This is a genomic window from Duganella sp. CF517, assembly GCF_900110275.1.
GTDB lineage: Bacteria > Pseudomonadota > Gammaproteobacteria > Burkholderiales > Burkholderiaceae_D > Rugamonas.
On the sequence record NZ_FODC01000007.1, the window covers coordinates 276,970 to 294,564 of the forward strand.

The window sequence follows — 17,595 nt, forward strand, 5'->3', positions numbered from 1 at the left end:
GCGCGGGCAGGCGGTTCACTTGGCGGCGTCGCCGAGGTCGGCGTTGGCGCTGGCGCGGGCCGCGTCGGAATATTTCTCCAGGCAATAGCCGAGCCCGCGCACGGTGGCGATGCGCACGCCGCCGACCTCGATCTTCTTGCGCAGCCGGTGCACATAGACCTCGATGGCGTTGTTGCTCACTTCCTCGCCCCATTCGCACAGGTGGTCGACCAGCTGCTCTTTCGACACCAGGCGGCCGGTGCGCGCCAGCAGGATTTCCAGCAGGCCCAGTTCGCGCGCCGACAGGTCCAGCATCTGGTCGTTGATATAGGCGCTGCGGCCGACCTGGTCGTACGCCAGCGGCCCGTGCTTGATGATGGTGGCGCCGCCGCCGGCGCCGCGGCGCGTGAGCGCGCGCACCCGCGCCTCCAGCTCGGACAGCGCGAACGGCTTGGCCATGTAATCGTCGGCGCCCAGGTCGAGGCCGTTGACCCGCTGCTCGATCGAGTCGGCCGCCGTCAGGATCAGCACCGGCAGCAGCGACGCGCGCGCGCGCAGCCGCCGCAGCACCTCCAGCCCGGACAGCTTGGGCAAGCCCAGGTCCAGGATCAGCAGGTCGAATTCCTGGGTCGACAGGGCGGTGTCGGCCTCCTGGCCGTTGCGCACGCAATCGATGGCGTAGCCGGACTGGCGCAGCGAACGCGTCAGCCCATCGGCCAGCACGCTGTCATCCTCGGCAAGTAAAATACGCATGTAAGGCACTCCGGCTGCAGAAGATCGTATTGTGTTTCATTTCCCGCAAGGTGGCGAGTTTTTGTACGATTTGGGCGATTCGATACAAATCCGCTTGCATTGATCACTGTTTTTTTATACAGTACTGCCTGAACCGACGAATTGTCCCACCACCCACTGGTTGAAAGCACATTATGGACGACAAAAAAGCTGTAATTCCCGCATCTGAAAAAGCCAAGGCGCTGGCCGCCGCGCTGGCACAGATTGAAAAGCAATTCGGCAAAGGCTCCGTCATGCGCATGGACGCCAACGCGCCGATCGAGGACGTGCAAGTGGTGTCGACCGGCTCGCTGGGCCTGGACATCGCGCTGGGCGTCGGCGGCTTGCCGCGCGGCCGCGTGGTGGAAATCTACGGTCCCGAGTCGTCCGGTAAAACCACGCTGACGCTGCAAACCATCGCCGAAATGCAAAAACTGGGCGGCACCTGCGCGTTCATCGACGCGGAACACGCGCTGGACGTCGGCTATGCCCAAAAATTGGGCGTCAACCTGCATGAACTCCTGATCTCGCAGCCGGACACCGGCGAGCAAGCGCTGGAAATCTGCGACGCGCTGGTGCGTTCGGGCTCGGTCGACCTGGTCGTCATCGACTCCGTCGCCGCGCTGACGCCACGCGCCGAGATCGAAGGCGACATGGGCGATTCGCTGCCGGGCCTGCAAGCGCGTCTGATGTCGCAGGCGCTGCGCAAGCTGACCGGCTCGATCAACCGCACCAACACGCTGGTCATCTTCATCAACCAGATCCGGATGAAGATCGGCGTCATGTTCGGTTCGCCGGAAACGACCACCGGCGGCAACGCGCTGAAGTTCTACGCCTCCGTGCGCCTGGACATCCGCCGCACCGGCTCGATCAAATCGGGTGACGAGGTGATCGGCAACGAAACCAAGGTCAAGGTCGTCAAGAACAAGATCGCGCCACCGTTCAAGGAAGCGCACTTCGACATCCTGTACGGCGCCGGCACCTCGCGCGAAGGCGAGATCCTGGACCTGGGCGTGGAAGCGAAGATCGTCGAGAAGTCCGGTTCGTGGTACAGCTACAACGGCGAGCGCGTCGGCCAGGGCAAGGACAACGCCCGTATTTTCCTGCAGGAGCGTCCGGCGCTGGCGTGGGAAATCGAAAACAAGGTCCGCGAATCGCTGGGCGTGCGCACCTTGCCGCCGCTGGCGGCCGACAAGGCCGACAGCGTCGTCAAGCTGAAGTCGGTCGACAAGGCGGACAAGGGCGACAAGGCCGACGCGGCGTAAATTCGCCCGTGGTCCTGACCGCAGCCACCGTGCCATTCCCATGGCCGGTGGTTTTCTCATTGTGCAGAGGGTTTTATGGCCGCACCTCAACTTAGTCTGAAGGGACGCGCGCTGCGGTTTTTATCGATGCGCGAGCACAGCCGGCTGGAGCTGGGCCGCAAGCTGTCCAAGTACGCGGAGGAGGGCGACGACATCGAAGCGCTGCTCGACCTGCTGGAAAAAAACAACTGGCTGTCGCAGCAGCGGTTTTCGGAATCGCTGATCCACCGCCGGTCCGCGCGGTTCGGCAACAGCCGGATCGTGGCGGAACTGCAAAGCCACGGCGTCAAGGGCGAAGCGCTGCAGGAACTCAAGGCCGGCCTGGCCGATAGCGAAACCGCGCGCGCCTGCGAGGTGTGGGAGCGTAAATTCGGCGTCGTCGCCAGCGACCCCAAGGAGCGCAACAAGCAGATGCGGTTCATGATGCTGCGCGGTTTTTCCCAGCGCGCCGTGCAAGCGGCGATGAAGGGCGCCGACCTCGACGAGTTCGACGGCAACTGATCGTACGCGCGCCACCGATCCGCCGCGCCGACAAAGCGGTGCGCGCGCGCGACATCGTCCCCCCGCACCGCAGCATTTATGATTACTTGGCATCAGGCACGTCGCAAGTCGGGCTGGGGTGTGCTACACTTTTAGGGTTTTTGCAGCACCGTGGGTGCGGTGGTTGTCCGTAGAAGCTACGGCAACGTGCATTTTCGATAAGAGAAATGCGCAAGGCTGCTAACTAACTCATGCCGCGAGAGCGGTATATTCTTATGTCACTGTCAATACCTGATCACTGTCGTGCGTTGCGCACGGTCGTCCCAGCATATCCGCATACCGGTTGCCTATGGAAGATTGACGCCTGTTTCACCTCCGGCCATCGCGCTGGCTGCACCCCCCTGATCGTCGCCTTACCCCCCAATTCCAAAACATCGCCCCGCACTGCGTCACGACGCCGTCGCACGGGCCGGTTTTACCCGCGCTGGGTGGACAAAGCAGCACCGGGTAGCGCGTAGCAACATCTGCTTATCTAGCATCACACATTTCGCAGTATCAACCGATTTATACACATCAGCATCAGAAGGGAAGCCAGCATGAAAATCCATGAGTATCAAGGCAAAGAAATCCTCCGAAAATACGGAGTGACGGTTCCGCGCGGTATTCCGTGCATGTCCGTTGAAGAAGCAGTCAAAGCTGCGGAAACCTTGGGCGGCCCGGTCTGGGTTGTGAAAGCACAAATCCACGCCGGTGGCCGTGGTAAAGGCGGCGGCGTGAAAGTGGCGAAATCGCTGGAACAAGTCAAAGAATTCTCCGAGCAGATCCTCGGCATGCAGCTGGTCACGCACCAGACCGGCCCTGAAGGCCAAAAAGTACGCCGCCTGCTGATTGAAGAAGGCGCGGACATCAAAAAAGAACTGTACGTGTCGCTGGTCACCGACCGCGTCTCGCAGCGCGTCGTGCTGATGGCCTCGTCGGAAGGCGGCATGGACATCGAAGAAGTCGCCGAGTCCCACCCTGAACTGCTGCACTCGATCGCCATCGATCCGGCCGTCGGCCTGACCGACGCCGATGCCGACGCGATCTCGACCAAAATCGGCGTGCCTGCCGAGTCGATCGCCGACGCCCGCGCCAACCTGCAAGGCCTGTACAAAGCCTACTGGGAAACCGATTCGTCGCTGGCCGAAATCAACCCGCTGATACTGACCGGTTCGGGCAAGGTCATCGCGCTGGACGCCAAGTTCAACTTCGACGCCAACGCGCTGTTCCGTCAACCGGAAATCGTCGCCTACCGCGATCTGGACGAAGAAGATCCAGCCGAAGTCGAAGCATCGAAATTCGACCTGGCCTACATCTCCCTCGACGGCAACATCGGCTGCCTGGTCAACGGCGCCGGTCTGGCCATGGCCACCATGGACACCATCAAGCTGTTCGGCGGCGAGCCGGCCAACTTCCTGGACGTGGGCGGCGGTGCGACGGCTGAGAAAGTCACCGAAGCATTCAAGATCATGCTGAAAAACCCGGGCCTGAAAGCCATCCTGGTCAACATCTTCGGCGGCATCATGCGCTGCGACGTGATCGCCGAAGGCGTGATCACCGCGGTGAAGGCTGTCTCGCTGAACGTGCCGCTGGTGGTCCGCATGAAGGGCACCAACGAAGACCTGGGCAAGAAGATGCTGGCCGATTCCGGTCTGCCTATCATCGCTGCCGACACCATGGAAGATGCAGCGAAGAGCGTCGTAGCAGCCGCTGCCGGTCAAGCTTAATTAAGGAATCAACATGTCCATTCTGATCAATAAAGATACCAAAGTCGTTACCCAAGGGATCACCGGCAAGACCGGCCAGTTCCACACCCGCGGCTGCCGCGACTACGCGAACGGCAAAAATGCCTTCGTCGCCGGCGTGAACCCGAAGAAAGCCGGCGAAGACTTCGAAGGCATTCCAATTTTCGCCAACGTCGCTGAAGCGAAAAAAGAAACCGGCGCCAACGTGTCGGTCATCTACGTCCCGCCAGCAGGCGCCGCCGCCGCTATTTGGGAAGCCGTCGAAGCCGAGCTGGACCTGGCAATTTGCATCACCGAAGGCATTCCTGTCCGCGACATGATGGCCCTGAAGGACCGCATGGCCAAAGCCGGCTCGAAGACCCTGCTGCTGGGCCCTAACTGCCCAGGCCTGATCACCCCCGACGAAATCAAGATCGGCATCATGCCGGGCCACATCCACAAGAAGGGCCGCATCGGCGTGGTTTCGCGTTCGGGCACCCTGACCTATGAAGCAGTCGGCCAGCTGACCGCGCTGGGCCTGGGCCAATCGTCGGCAGTCGGCATCGGCGGCGACCCGATCAACGGTCTGAAGCACATCGACGTCATGAAGATGTTCAACGACGATCCTGATACCGACGCGGTCATCATGATCGGCGAAATCGGCGGTCCGGACGAAGCCAACGCGGCTTACTGGATCAAAGACAACATGAAAAAACCGGTGGTCGGCTTCATCGCCGGTGTTACCGCTCCTCCGGGCAAGCGCATGGGCCACGCCGGCGCGCTGATCTCCGGCGGCGCCGACACCGCGCAAGCCAAACTGGAAATCATGGAAGCTTGCGGCATCACTGTCACCAAGAACCCGTCCGAAATGGCGCGTCTGCTGAAAGCCATGCTGTAATAACAGCCCGGTTGAATGTGGAATAATAAAGGGGAGCCTCGTGCTCCCCTTTATCTTTTGGAGAACCGGATTGGCGAAGATCATCGTCACGCGCGACGGCCTGGTGGAACGGCAGGTTCAGCTGGGCAAAGAACGGATGACCATCGGGCGCCATCCGCGCAACGACATCGTGCTGACGCATCCGGCCGTCAGCGGCGAGCACGCCGTCATCGTCACCATCCTCGACGACTCCTTCCTGGAAGACCTGCACAGCACCAACGGCACCTTCGTCAACGGCCACCGCATCGGCAAGCACTTCCTGCAACACCAGGATGTCATCAAGATGGCCAGGTTCCAGGTCGAGTTTCTGGCCGACGGCGTGCGGCCGAGCATGGCCGCCGAACCGCTGCTGGCCCACATCGAAGTCTTAAATGGCAACAATGCTGGTAAACAAATGGCGCTGACCAAGCCGCAGACCACGCTCGGCCGCGCCGGCGTGCAGGTCGTGGTGGTCGAGCGCCGGCCGGACGCCTATACGCTGACGCACAGCGAGGGGGCGCAGGCGCCGCTGGTCAACGGCGTCGCGCTCGGCGAGCAGGTTTGGCGGCTAGCGGATGGCGACGTGATCGACCTCGGCGGCACGCGAATGGCCTTCCGCATCGGCTGACAATAATTGTCACAGATTGTCACGGCTGACAAAACGCGGCGGTCGGAACTGACAAAAAACGGCAGCGCAGGGGGCTAAAATGGCGCTAATGAAAATGTTCCGGCCCGTTTTGCCTGAAAAAGAGGCTGGCACACCGCTTGCGATAAGACAGGTGTACCACCCAATTTTTTCACCCCACAGGAGTCGCAAAATGAAATCCATGAAAATGATGAAGAAACAAGCCCAGGCCGGCTTCACCCTGATCGAACTGATGATCGTCGTCGCGATCATCGGCATTCTGGCGGCGGTCGCGATCCCTGCGTACAGCGACTACACGATCAAAGCCAAAATCGCCAATGTTCAAGGGGCGGCGGACTCGCTGAAAACCGCGGTGGCATTGTGCGCGCAAGAAGCCGGCGGTGTGGTGACGGATTGCACCACCGGCAGCAACGGCGTGCCGGCATTTACCCCGACCAAGGAAGTCGCCTCGGCAACTGTCACCGCTGGCACGATCACCATGGTGTTGGCCTCGGGTCTCGGCACTGGCGTCACCGGCAATGTGGTCTACGAACCGACCATTGCGGCCGGCGCGACGAATTTGACCTGGAAGGTCAGCACGACAGCCACCAACGACGCGGCCAAAACTGCGCTGACCAAAAACAACATCGTACCGTAACTCCGCAAGCGGTAAAAAAAAACCGGCTACGCCGGTTTTTTTTCGCTGCGGCTTCTTCAAACGATCTTCTGCCGATCCGCGATCAACGCCTCGTACGTCAAATTCTGCAACATCGTGTAGTGCACCGGGTCCAGATCGACAAACTGCACGCCGTAGGTAAACACTTCCGGCTTGTCCCCGGCCGCCGGCTTCACCACATTGATATTGCGGATCGTCGCCTTCGGATTCACGCGCACCTGCCGATTCCCCGGCTGCGCGATCAAATAGAACGACAACGCCACGTGCGCGTCATCCTCCGGCAACCGTTTCGCCGACTCGATCAGCGCGCCCGACACGCTCAGGTTCACCAGGAACACCGAGGTGGTGCCGACCGGCGTCGTCACCTGCGCCGGAATATCCACCTTGACCCGCATCGCCGCGCGCAGGCTGGTTCCCTGAATCGACACCGGGAACGACAGATGGGCATAGAAGAATGGGCGGGGAAACACGCGCTGGACGACGCACGAGAACGAGCACACGTTCACGCCGGAAAACACGCGGATGGTCAGCTTGTCGCCCTCGTTGATCGAGATCGGCGCGTTGTTCTCGAACGGCACCTTGACGATCATGTATTCGTCCTTGACCCAACCGATGATGGTCGAAAAGTGCTGGATCGGCTTGATGGTGCGATGGGTGATGAACTGGATCCTGCCGCCCACCTGCAGGTTCATCTGTTCGAATTCGTATTCCTGAGTCTTGGCTTCGCTCGGGGGAGGGTTGCTGCTCATTCAATTTCTTTCTCGTAGACGCGTGGGCGGCCACGGCAAGGTGGCTGTCAAAAAATTACTTCCGTGCTATTTATTATATACAGGTTAATGAAAAGTAACAAAGCGACAATCGACGAGGCTGTCATGGACAGCGAGCAAGCAAGCAAAGCGTTGTGTTTCGACCATAAAACCAAGCAAGACCAATCGCTTAATCTGGTTGCCAGCTAGCTGGTCGCGCTCCAATCCCCCGACTTGCCGCCGTGCTTTTCCATGACCCGGATATCGCTCATGACCATGCCGCGATCGACCGCCTTGCACATGTCATACACAGTCAGCAGGCCGACCTGGACCGCGGTAAGCGCTTCCATTTCCACGCCTGTCTTGCCGAAGGTCTCGACCTGCGCCTTGCAGTGAACGCTCGAATTGGCCACATCGGTCTCCAAATCGACCGTCACCCGCGTCAACGCCAGCGGATGGCACAGCGGAATCAAGTCGCTGGTGCGCTTGGACGCCATGATCGCGGCGATGCGCGCGATGCCGAGCACATCGCCTTTTTTTGCCGTGCCGCCGGTGATGATCGCCAGCGTCTCCGGCTTCATGCGGATGGTGCCGCTGGCGACCGCGATGCGGTGGGTTTCCTGCTTGGCGCCGACGTCGACCATGTGGGCTTGCCCGGAGGCGTCGAAGTGGGTCAGGTGGTCGGATGGCGGGGCGGAAGTGGTGTCGGTCATGATGAAGGGCTAACAAAATATTTCGGTGGCGGGCACTGTGCGTGAGCACCCGAGATGCGGGTATCATATCACCGTGAAATCGAACCGTTGCCCCCCTCCCTCCGATGGCCGCCGTCCGCTGCGCATGCGCATGATCGCCGCCGCCCTGCTGGTCGCCATGCCGATGGCCATGGCGCAGAACGCGCTCGCGCCCGCCAGGATCCCCAACCTGCCGGCGCTGGGCGATACCGAACGCCAGGACTTGTCGCCGCTGATGGAGCGCAAGCTGGGCGAGGAGATCATGCGCGATATCCGCCGCGACCGCGATTTCCTCGACGACGGCCCCATCCTCGAATACCTGAACACCTTCGGCAACGCGCTGGTGGCGGCCCGCCCCGACGCGCGCGGCGAGGCCAATTTCGACTATTACTTCTTCGCCGTGCGCGACCCGAACCTGAACGCGTTCGCGCTGCCGGGAGGCTTCATCGCCGTGCACTCGGCGCTGCTGCTGGCGGCGCAATCCGAATCGGAGCTGGCGTCCGTGCTCGGCCACGAGATCGGCCACGTGGCGCAGCGCCACATCGCCCGTTCGATCGGCCAGCAAAAGCAGGACGCGCTGATCCCGCTGGCGGCGATGATCCTTGCCGCGCTGGCGTCGCGCGCCGGCGGCGACGCGGCCATGGGCGTGTTCATGGGCGGGCAGGGCCTGGCGATCCAGCGGCAACTCAATTTCGGCCGCGACGCCGAACGCGAGGCCGACCGCATCGGCTTCCAGATCATGGGCGAGGCCGGTTTCGATACTTCCGGCATGGTGGGTTTCTTCCAGCGCATGCAGGCCGCGTCGCGCAATTACAGCGATCTGGTGCCGGCTTATCTGCAGAGCCACCCGCTGACGACCGAGCGCATCGCCGACATCCAGGCGCGCATCCGCGACCAGCCGTACAAGCAGCGCGTCGACAGCCTCGATTTCTATCTGGTGCGTTCGCGCGCCCGCGTGTTGCAGGACCAGACCTCGCAGGGCTATGTCGAGGCCAGGACGTTTTTCGAGAATCAGATGTTGCAGGAGAACCGCCATCAACTGACGGCGGGGCAGTACGGCATGGCCTTCCTGGCGCTGAAAAAAGGCGATACCGCCAACGCGCAGGTGTGGCTGGACAAGGCGCGCGCGACGTTCGGCAAGGCGCCCGCCGCCGGCACCTTCAGCGCGGCGCCGAAACCATCGTCGGATGCGATCTTCGTCAGCACGGCCATCGAGATCAAGCTGGCGCAGTCCAACGACAAGGCCGTCCTCGCGCAGGCGGTGGTCGACGCCGAAGCGGCGCACCAGCGTTATCCGCTGTCGCGCGGCATCGCGCACCTGTACGGCGAGGCGCTGATCGCCGCCGGAAAATACGAGGAGGCGGCCAGCTATCTGCGCGACCAGGTGCAGTCCTACCGCGAAGACCCGAACGCCTATGATTTGCTGGCGCAGGCGTATGCGAAGCAGGGCAAGATGGCTTTGCAGCACCTGGCGCTGGCGGAGTCGTATGTGTTGCAGGGCGGCGTGTTGTCGGCGCTCGACCAGCTCAACTACGCGCGCAAGGCGCCCGACGCGTCGTTCTACGACCAGGCCGTGATCGATGCGCGCGAGCGCGAGTTGCAGGCGCGCCGGCGCGAGGAAATGGGCGACAAGGGCAAAAAGGATCTGCGCGAGGCCGACAGCAGGCCGGCGTTCAAGGCGGAGATGCGGTCGGGTACCCGCGCCGAGGACGACGACCGGACCGGCAACCCGAACCGCCCGAATAGTCCGTTTTCCAACCAGTCGACCAATCCGTTCGACCGGCTGCGCCAGGGTTCGTCGGACCTTACGCCGGGGCGCTCGGTTCGCTGACGAAGCCGAAGTGCGCCGCCAATTGCGCGGCGGCCACGCGGTGCACCGGCACCTGGCGTTCGTGGTCGGTCAACGTCAACGTGGCGGCGACCGATTGCGCATCGCTCGCCATCCATTCCAGCAAGGTCTCGTCGGCCACCGGCTCGTCGTTCATCCTGAGCAGCGGCAGCACCTGCGCGAAGTCGCGGTCGTCCAGCTGGGCGACGATTTCGCCGCTGCGCAGCACCAGCGCGCCGGTCTCCGTCAACACCGCCTTGTCGATGCCGCCCATCGCGGTGCCGGTGTGCAGCAGCCAGCCGCAGGACGGATCGGTGCGCACGATGTAGGGCGTCGCCTCCAGGTTCACATAGACCCGCTGCGGGCCGTTCTGGAAATACCAGCAACCCCTGTCGTCGGCCGCGTAGTTGCGCACGATGAAGGCGATCAGCGCCTCGTGCGCGAGCTTGTCGCCGGGGAGATTCTGCTGCTGGGCGCGCTCGTCGCGCATGCGCCAGTTGCCGCGCGCGTCCAGACCCAGCCAGCCGTAGCAGTGGGGCACGTTCGGCCATTTGGCCAGCGCCTGCTTGACGATGTCATCCATGTTTCTTCTCGATCCGTATCTGAGCCATACCGTCGTTGGCGCCTTCCATGAAGTGAATCAAACGCTGCGGCAGCCAGTGCAGCTTGCCCGGCAGCCCGCCGACCGCGAAGCCGACATGGCCGCCGTGCTCAGGATAGTCCAATACGACGTTCGGTGCCGCACGCTGCGGCAGGTGGCGGCCCGGCAGGAAGGGATCGTTCCTGGCGTTGAGCACCAGCGTCGGCACGGTGATGTCGTTGAGCACGTGCTTGGCGCTGGCGCGGTCCCAGTAATCGTCGGTGTCGCGGTAGCCGTGCAGCGGCGCCGTGACGACGTTGTCGAAGGCGTACAGGTCGCGCGCCGCGTGCAAAGCGTCGAGGTCGAACAGGCCGGGAAACTCGCGCAGCTTGGCGATGCACTTGGGCTTGAGCGTTTGCAGGAACATGCGCGTGTAGATCATATTGAAGCCGCTCGACAGCGAGGCGCCGCCCTGCGCCAGGTCGAGCGGCGCCGACACCGAGCAGGCGGCGTCGACGAAGTCGGCCTGGTGCTGCGATTCGCCCAGCCAGCGCAGCAGCGCGTTGCCGCCCAGCGAGACGCCGGCCGCGTAGAACTTGCCGCCGCCTTGCGCGGCGTGCTGGGCGTGCAGGCGGCGGATGATCCAGTCGACTTCGGCCGCGTCGCCCGAATGGTAGAAGCGCGGCGCGCGGTTGGCCTCGCCGGAGCAGCCACGGAAATGCGGCACCGCGCCGGACCAGCCGCGCGCGGCGATGTCGGCCATCAGGGCGCGCGCGTAGTGGCTGTCGGACGAGCCTTCCAGGCCATGGAACAGCACCACGAACGGTTGCCCCGGCCGGCCGTCGACGAAATCGACATCGACGAAGTCGCCGTCCGGCGCGTCCCAGCGTTCCCGCCGGAACGTCACCGCCGGCTTGGCGATGGCGACGGCCGGGTAGATGGTTTGCAGGTGACCGCTAGGCAGCCAGAACGGAGCGGTGTACTTCACGGCGCTGGACGATGGCGTTAATGCAGGACTTGCGTCGACGTGTCGGCCGGCGCCGGACCGGGCGCGACCGAGACGTGGTGCAGCACGATGCGCCAGCCGCGCGGGGTTTTGACGTAGACGTTGGTGGCGACCAGGTGCGCCGGCTCGCCGCTGGCGGCGGTCGCGCCTTCGACCACCGTGTGCACGGAACTCATCAGGTTGTGGGTCTCGTGCAGTTGCGACGGCATGATGTGCAGGCCGCCATGTTCGAGGATCTTGCTCCACGACGCGCGGATCGCCGCGTGGCCGATCAGGCGGGTGCCGCCCGGATGGACGCAGACGATCTCTTCGTCGTCGGCCCACAGGGCCATCAGCGCGTCCAGGTCGGCGCGGTTGAGCGCGGCGTAGAACGCCGTTTCCACCTCGACGGCGCTGCCGTTCAACTGTTTTTCTCGTTTAATGGGCATGCGGGCTCCGGGGGACGCGGCTGGCGGTGGGCATGGTGTTAATGGTGGCCGACGACGGTGCCCGGCTTGAGGCGGTAGGCGGTGCCGCAGTACGGGCACTTGGCGACGCCGTCGTGGTTGAATTCCAGGAACACGCGTGGGTGCGACGACCACAGCGGCATGGCTGGGTTCGGGCAGTGTGCCGGCAAATCCTTGCCATCCAGCTCAACGGCGTTGGTGGCGGCTGCGGCGGACGTGTTGGCGTTGGTCATGTTGTAATGCTCCGAAAGGCGTGAAAACCACGATTTTAACGGAATTGCGCATTGAGCAAAAATCATCGGTAAAATAGCGCCTCCACAATACGGGTGTGGCCTGCTGTGTGGCGGGAATGCCACAACCACCTGAGCACCTGAAGCCACATGACCGAACCGAGCAGCACCCCTCCCGCGCCCGCGCCCCGGCCCGAACCGTCCCGGCCCGATCATTACGTGGCCGAACACCATGAGCCTTCCTGGCGGGAGGGCCTGAAGGTCGGCACTCCCACCCTGTTCGGCATCGGCGCCTGGGGGTTGGTGGTGGGCATCGCGATGGTCAAGTCCGGGCTGAGCGTGCCGCAGGCGCTGGGCATGACGTTGCTGGTGTTCGCCGGCTCGGCGCAGCTGGCGGCGTTGCCGCTGATCGCCGCCAGCGCGCCGATCTGGGTCATCTTCCTGACGGCGTTCGTCGTTAATCTGCGCTTCGTTATCTTCTCGGCCTTGCTGGCGCCGCACTTCGCCCATCTTCCGTGGACGCGCCGGTTCCTGCTCGGCTATGTCTCCGGGGATCTGACGGTGGCGCTGTTTTTGCAAAAATATCCGTCCGAGGCGCCGCAGGTGGGGAAATTGTCCTATCTGAAGGGCTTGATGTATCCGAACTGGGGTGCGTGGCAGGTCGGCTCGATCGCCGGCATCTTCCTCGGCAGCACGGTGCCGCCGGAGTGGGGGCTCGGCTTTGCCGGCACGCTGGCCATCATCTGCGTGATGATTCCGCTGATGGTGGGGCGCCCGGCGCTGTGCGGCGTGCTGGTCGCGGGCGGCGTGTCGGTCGCCGCCGCCGGGTTGCCCTATAAATTGGGCCTGTTGCTGGCGGTGCTGGTCGGCATGTCGACCGCGATGGCGGTGGAAGAGGGCACGGACAAGTGGCGCAACCGCCGGGGGAACAACAATGGCTGATTGGGAAATTTGGGTCGTCATCGGCGTGCTGGCGCTGGCCACCGCCGCCACGCGCAGCTCGTTCTGGCTGATCGGCCAGCACATCACCATCCCCAAACGGGTGCAGGAAATGCTGCGCTATGCGCCGGCCTGCGCGCTGGCGGCCATTATCTTCCCGGATCTGCTGCTGGCCCCGGACGGCCGCGCCGTCGTCGATTTCAGCAACCTCAAACTGATCGCCGGCGTCGTCGCCACCGGCTACTATTTGCTGCGTCGCAACATGCTGGAGACCATCGTTTTCGGCATGGCTTTCTTCACGGCACTACGCCTGCTGCCCCGCCTGCTGCCCTCGCTTGTTCCTGTATTTCAATAACAATAAAACACGGCCCGGCTTGCGGTAAAATAGCGCTCTTCTTTCAACTCACCCTTGGGTCGCCATGTCCGCTGTTTTGAACTTCATCCGTCTGCAAGATCTCATCGCCCAGAATGCGCTGCAAGGCAAGCGCGTCTTCATCCGTGCCGACTTGAACGTGCCGCAGGATGATGCGGGCAATATCACCGAAGATACGCGCATTCGCGCGTCCGTTCCGGCGATTAAGGCGGCCGTGGCCGCCGGCGCCAAAGTGATGGTGACGTCCCACCTGGGCCGTCCGACCGAGGGCGAGTTCAAGCCGGAAGACAGCCTGGCGCCGGTCGCCGCGCGCCTGTCCGAGCTGCTGGGCCAGCCGGTCGAGCTGAAACAGCAGTGGGTCGACGGCGCCGGTCTGGAAAACCTGCGGGACGGCCAGGTCGTGCTGCTGGAAAACGTCCGCGTCAATAAGGGCGAGAAGAAGAACAACGACGAACTGGCGCAAAAAATGGCCAAGCTGTGCGACATCTACGTCAACGACGCGTTCGGCACCGCCCACCGCGCCGAGGCGTCGACCCACGGCATCGCCAAGTTCGCGCCGGTCGCTGCGGCCGGTCCGCTGCTGGCCGCCGAGCTGGACGCGTTGGGCAAGGCGCTGGGCGCCCCGGCCCGGCCGCTGCTGGCCATCGTCGCCGGTTCCAAGGTGTCGTCCAAGCTGTCGATCCTGAAGGCGCTGGCCGACAAGGTCGACAACCTGATCGTCGGCGGCGGCATCGCCAACACCTTCATGAAGGCGGTCGGCCTGAACATCGGCAAGTCGCTGGTGGAAAACGAGCTGGTCGAGGAAGCCAAGGCGATCATCGACATCATGGCCAAGCGCGGCGCGCAAGTGCCGATCCCGGTCGATGTCGTGTGCGCCAAGGAATTCTCGCCAACGGCCGTCGCCACCGTCAAGGACGTGGCCGATGTCGCCGACGACGACATGATCCTCGATATCGGTCCGAAAACCGCCGCCACGCTGGCCGCGCAAATCGCCGCCGCCGGCACCATCGTCTGGAACGGCCCGGTCGGCGTGTTCGAGTTCGACCAGTTCGGCGAAGGCACCAAGACCCTGGCGCTGGCCATCGCCAACTCGAAGGCGTTCTCGATCGCCGGCGGTGGCGATACCTTGGCGGCGATCGCCAAATACGGTATCACCGAGCAGATCGGTTACATCTCGACCGGCGGTGGCGCGTTCCTGGAATTCCTGGAAGGGAAGACCTTGCCGGCGGTGGAGATCTTGACGCAGCGTGCTGCGGCGCAATAACTTGAGTATCATGCGACGTAAAAAGCACGGTCGTGCGGTGTAGCAAATTGCCAGTAAAATCCTAGTAATCGCTGAAAAAAGTCCGGTTCGTGAAAGTTTGCTACAAAGATTTGTAGTCTGGCTACATTAGTGGCCGCCTTTGAACCGGGCGACACCAAGCTCGGCACGAGCTTACAGTGCAGCTTTTCCTGGTTTTTTCCTGGTTCCCGCCGCTGTCGCGGGGGCTGTCCGCATGACCCAACGCTAAGGAATCCTATGTCCCGTAGTACCAAAATTGTCGCAACGATCGGCCCGGCCTCTACAGACTTCAACGTTCTGGTAAAAATGATACGCGCCGGGGTGGATGTCGTGCGCTTGAACTTCTCGCACGGCAAGGCGCAGGACCATATCGACCGCGCCAAGCTGGTGCGCGAGGCGGCGGCCGAATGCGGTCGCGAAGTGGCGATCATGGCGGACATGCAAGGTCCTAAGATCCGCGTTGGCAAATTTGAAAATGGTAAGATCGACCTGACCAATGGCGACAAGTTCATCCTGGACGCCAAGTGGGGTGAAAACGGCGAACTGGGCAACCAGGAACGGGTCGGCCTGGATTACAAGGCGCTGCCGCAGGATTTGCGCGCCGACGACAAGCTGCTGCTCAACGACGGCTTGATCGTGCTGGTGGTCGACAAGATCGTCGGCCATGAAATTTTCACCACCGTGAAAATCGGTGGCGAGCTGTCCAATAACAAGGGCATCAACCGCCAGGGTGGCGGCCTGACCGCGCCGGCGCTGACCGCCAAGGACATGGAAGATATCAAGACGGCGATGAGTTTCCAGTGCGATTATCTGGCGATCTCGTTCCCGAAAAGCGCAACCGACATGGAAATGGCGCGCACCCTGGCCAACATCGCCGGCGAGCCGTTCAACCACAAGCCGATGATGATCGCCAAGATCGAGCGCGCCGAAGCGATCCCTGTGCTGCAGGAGATCCTCGACGCCTCCGACGGCATCATGGTCGCCCGGGGCGATTTGGCGGTGGAAGTGGGCAACGCGGCGGTGCCGGCGCTGCAAAAGCGCATGATCAAGATGGCGCGCGAGTCGAACAAGCTGGCGATCACCGCGACCCAGATGATGGAGTCGATGATCTTCAACGCCGTGCCGACCCGCGCCGAAGTGTCGGACGTGGCCAACGCCGTGCTGGACGGTACCGACGCGGTGATGACCTCGGCGGAAACCGCCTCGGGCCGCTACCCGATCGAGACCGTGGAAATGATGGCCGCCATTTGCGTGGAAGCCGAGCAGTCCGAGTACAACAAGCTCGACGCCGACTTCCTGAATGTGACCTTCACCCGCATCGACCAGTCGATCGCCTACGGCGCGCTGTTCACCGCGCACCACCTGGCGGTCAAGGCGATCATCGCGCTGACCGAGTCCGGATCGACCGCGCTGTGGATGAGCCGTCACAACATCGACACGCCGATCTACGCGTTGACGCCGAGCGTGACGACCCAGCGCAAGGCGGCGCTGTACCGCAACGTGAAGGCATACAATCTGGCGCAGGCTGGCGATAGCGCCGCCGTGCTGCAGGCGGCCGAAGACTTGCTGGTGCAAAACGGCATCGTCAAGAAGGGCGATATGATCGTCGTGACGTGGGGCGGCCAGATGGGCCAGGCCGGCGGCACCAACGCGCTCAAGATCGTCAAAGTAGGTATTAAGTAAGTCCGATAGCGCGCCCCCGCGGAACGGGGGCGCAATGCTCCGGCAACCAAGTTTTTTTATTGTTTGGAGTACACATCATGTCCCTCGTATCCATGCGTCAACTGCTGGACCACGCCGCTGAAAACGGCTATGGCATCCCTGCGTTCAACGTCAACAATCTGGAGCAAGTGCAGGCCATCATGGCCGCCGCCGACGCGCTCGACAGCCCGGTCATCATGCAGGCATCGGCCGGCGCCCGCAAATATGCCGGCGAAGCGTTCCTGCGTCATCTGATCGACGCCGCGATCGAAGCCTATCCGCACATTCCGGTCGTCATGCACCAGGATCACGGCCAATCGCCGGCGGTCTGCATGGCCGCGATCCGCTCCGGCTTCTCGTCGGTGATGATGGACGGCTCGCTGGAAGCGGACGGCAAGTCGGTCGCATCGTACGAGTACAACGTCGAAGTGTCGCGCGAAGTGGTCAAGTTCTCGCACGCCATCGGCGTCACCGTTGAAGCCGAGCTGGGCGTTCTGGGCTCGCTGGAAACGATGAAGGGCGACAAGGAAGACGGCCACGGCGCCGACGGCACCATGACCCGCGAGCAGCTGCTGACCGACGTCAACCAGGCCGCCGACTTCGTCAAGCAAACCCAGTGCGACGCGCTGGCCATCGCCATCGGCACCTCGCACGGCGCCTACAAGTTCACCCGCAAGCCGACCGGCGACATCCTGGCGATCGACCGCATCAAGGAAATCCACGCGCGCATCCCGAACACCCACCTGGTGATGCACGGTTCGTCGTCGGTGCCGCAGGAGCTGCTGGCCATCATCCGCGAGTTCGGCGGCGACATGAAGGAAACCTATGGCGTGCCGGTGGAAGAGATCCAGGAAGGCATCCGTCACGGCGTTCGCAAGATCAACATCGACACCGACATCCGCCTGGCGATGACCGCCGCGATCCGTCAGTTCATGTTCCAGAACCCGTCGAAATTCGATCCGCGCGACTACCTGAAGCCTGCCCGCCTGGCCGCCGAACAAATCGTTCGCGCCCGTTTCGAGCAATTCGGTTGCGCCGGCCAGGCGTCGAAAATCAAGCAAGTGACGCTGGAAAAAATGGCCGAGCGTTACAAGGCCGGCGAGCTGCAACAGATTGTGAAGTAAAATTCGGGTTGGACGGGCGAAGGTGGCCCGAATCTCTTGACCGGCTGGCAAGGTTTCCTTGTCGCCGGTTTTCGCTTTTTCTACGTTTGGTTAAT

19 protein-coding genes are annotated in these 17,595 nt (G+C 62.8%); 12 read left to right on the top strand and 7 right to left on the bottom strand.

The features are described 5' to 3' along the window. Positions 1–15 precede the first annotated feature (15 nt). Entirely contained in the window at positions 16–732 is a 717-nt protein-coding gene (locus tag BMX85_RS25170) for a response regulator (RefSeq protein WP_090325335.1), read from the bottom strand. 173 nt (positions 733–905) lie between these two features. Between BMX85_RS25170 and recA the strand changes: the two genes are divergently transcribed. From recA to BMX85_RS25200, 6 genes are all read left to right on the top strand, one after another. Beyond that, the gene (gene recA, locus BMX85_RS25175; protein ID WP_090325337.1) at positions 906–2,015 is read left to right on the top strand and encodes a recombinase RecA; all 1,110 of its coding nucleotides are present in this window, start codon (positions 906–908) and stop codon (positions 2,013–2,015) included. Between the two features lie 75 nt (positions 2,016–2,090). Beyond that, positions 2,091–2,555: a recombination regulator RecX gene (recX, locus tag BMX85_RS25180; RefSeq protein ID WP_090325338.1), complete on the top strand. Its 465-nt coding sequence runs from the start codon at positions 2,091–2,093 to the stop codon at positions 2,553–2,555. A 575-nt stretch (positions 2,556–3,130) separates the two neighbouring features. Then, on the top strand, positions 3,131–4,300 hold the full coding sequence (gene sucC / locus BMX85_RS25185; protein ID WP_090325339.1) for an ADP-forming succinate--CoA ligase subunit beta: 1,170 nt from the start codon (positions 3,131–3,133) through the stop codon (positions 4,298–4,300). A 13-nt stretch (positions 4,301–4,313) separates the two neighbouring features. Beyond that, positions 4,314–5,195, top strand: coding sequence for a succinate--CoA ligase subunit alpha (gene sucD / locus BMX85_RS25190; RefSeq protein WP_019923788.1), 882 nt, complete (start codon positions 4,314–4,316; stop codon positions 5,193–5,195). A 70-nt stretch (positions 5,196–5,265) separates the two neighbouring features. Further along, on the top strand, positions 5,266–5,841 hold the full coding sequence (locus tag BMX85_RS25195; RefSeq protein WP_090325340.1) for an FHA domain-containing protein: 576 nt from the start codon (positions 5,266–5,268) through the stop codon (positions 5,839–5,841). Positions 5,842–6,031: 190 nt separating this feature from the next. After that, positions 6,032–6,496: a pilin gene (locus BMX85_RS25200; RefSeq protein WP_304529060.1), complete on the top strand. Its 465-nt coding sequence runs from the start codon at positions 6,032–6,034 to the stop codon at positions 6,494–6,496. Positions 6,497–6,552: 56 nt separating this feature from the next. Here BMX85_RS25200 and BMX85_RS25205 read toward each other — a convergent pair whose 3' ends face one another. Together BMX85_RS25205 and moaC are read right to left on the bottom strand one after the other, a co-directional pair. Then, positions 6,553–7,263 carry a flagellar brake protein gene (locus BMX85_RS25205; RefSeq protein WP_090325341.1) on the bottom strand — a complete coding sequence of 237 codons (711 nt, stop codon included), beginning with the start codon at positions 7,261–7,263 and terminating at the stop codon, positions 6,553–6,555. 203 nt (positions 7,264–7,466) lie between these two features. Next, positions 7,467–7,973, bottom strand: a complete 507-nt coding sequence (gene moaC, locus BMX85_RS25210) for a cyclic pyranopterin monophosphate synthase MoaC (protein WP_090325343.1) — start codon at positions 7,971–7,973, stop codon at positions 7,467–7,469. Positions 7,974–8,097: 124 nt separating this feature from the next. Here moaC and BMX85_RS25215 point away from each other — a divergent pair, with 124 nt between their 5' ends. After that, positions 8,098–9,822, top strand: coding sequence for a M48 family metalloprotease (locus BMX85_RS25215; RefSeq protein ID WP_090325345.1), 1,725 nt, complete (start codon positions 8,098–8,100; stop codon positions 9,820–9,822). Here BMX85_RS25215 and BMX85_RS25220 read toward each other — a convergent pair. From BMX85_RS25220 to BMX85_RS25235, 4 genes are read right to left on the bottom strand one after another with little or no spacing between them, the layout of a single operon-like run. Further along, positions 9,797–10,402: a DUF2946 family protein gene (locus BMX85_RS25220; RefSeq protein WP_090325346.1), complete on the bottom strand. Its 606-nt coding sequence runs from the start codon at positions 10,400–10,402 to the stop codon at positions 9,797–9,799. The two genes, BMX85_RS25215 and BMX85_RS25220, sit on opposite strands and share 26 nt — an antisense overlap. Further along, entirely contained in the window at positions 10,395–11,387 is a 993-nt protein-coding gene (locus BMX85_RS25225; protein WP_090325348.1) for a YheT family hydrolase, read from the bottom strand. Before BMX85_RS25225 ends, BMX85_RS25220 begins: the two co-directional genes overlap by 8 nt. A 17-nt stretch (positions 11,388–11,404) precedes the next feature. Then, positions 11,405–11,833: a YybH family protein gene (locus BMX85_RS25230; protein ID WP_090325351.1), complete on the bottom strand. Its 429-nt coding sequence runs from the start codon at positions 11,831–11,833 to the stop codon at positions 11,405–11,407. Positions 11,834–11,871: 38 nt separating this feature from the next. Then, entirely contained in the window at positions 11,872–12,084 is a 213-nt protein-coding gene (locus BMX85_RS25235; protein ID WP_090325353.1) for a zinc-finger domain-containing protein, read from the bottom strand. A 147-nt stretch (positions 12,085–12,231) separates the two neighbouring features. On the opposite strand from BMX85_RS25235, the gene BMX85_RS25240 reads away from it, so the two are divergent. From BMX85_RS25240 to fba, 5 genes are all read left to right on the top strand, one after another. After that, positions 12,232–13,023, top strand: coding sequence for an AzlC family ABC transporter permease (locus tag BMX85_RS25240; RefSeq protein ID WP_090325355.1), 792 nt, complete (start codon positions 12,232–12,234; stop codon positions 13,021–13,023). Then, complete coding sequence (locus tag BMX85_RS25245) at positions 13,016–13,375, top strand: AzlD domain-containing protein (RefSeq protein ID WP_090325357.1); 360 nt, start codon at positions 13,016–13,018, stop codon at positions 13,373–13,375. The genes BMX85_RS25240 and BMX85_RS25245 overlap by 8 nt, the downstream gene beginning before the upstream one ends. A gap of 64 nt (positions 13,376–13,439) precedes the next feature. Continuing rightward, positions 13,440–14,657 carry a phosphoglycerate kinase gene (locus BMX85_RS25250; RefSeq protein WP_090325359.1) on the top strand — a complete coding sequence of 406 codons (1,218 nt, stop codon included), beginning with the start codon at positions 13,440–13,442 and terminating at the stop codon, positions 14,655–14,657. A gap of 255 nt (positions 14,658–14,912) precedes the next feature. Then, the gene (gene pyk / locus BMX85_RS25255) at positions 14,913–16,358 is read left to right on the top strand and encodes a pyruvate kinase (protein WP_090325361.1); all 1,446 of its coding nucleotides are present in this window, start codon (positions 14,913–14,915) and stop codon (positions 16,356–16,358) included. Between the two features lie 77 nt (positions 16,359–16,435). After that, on the top strand, positions 16,436–17,500 hold the full coding sequence (fba, locus tag BMX85_RS25260) for a class II fructose-bisphosphate aldolase (RefSeq protein WP_090325362.1): 1,065 nt from the start codon (positions 16,436–16,438) through the stop codon (positions 17,498–17,500). Positions 17,501–17,595 lie beyond the last annotated feature (95 nt).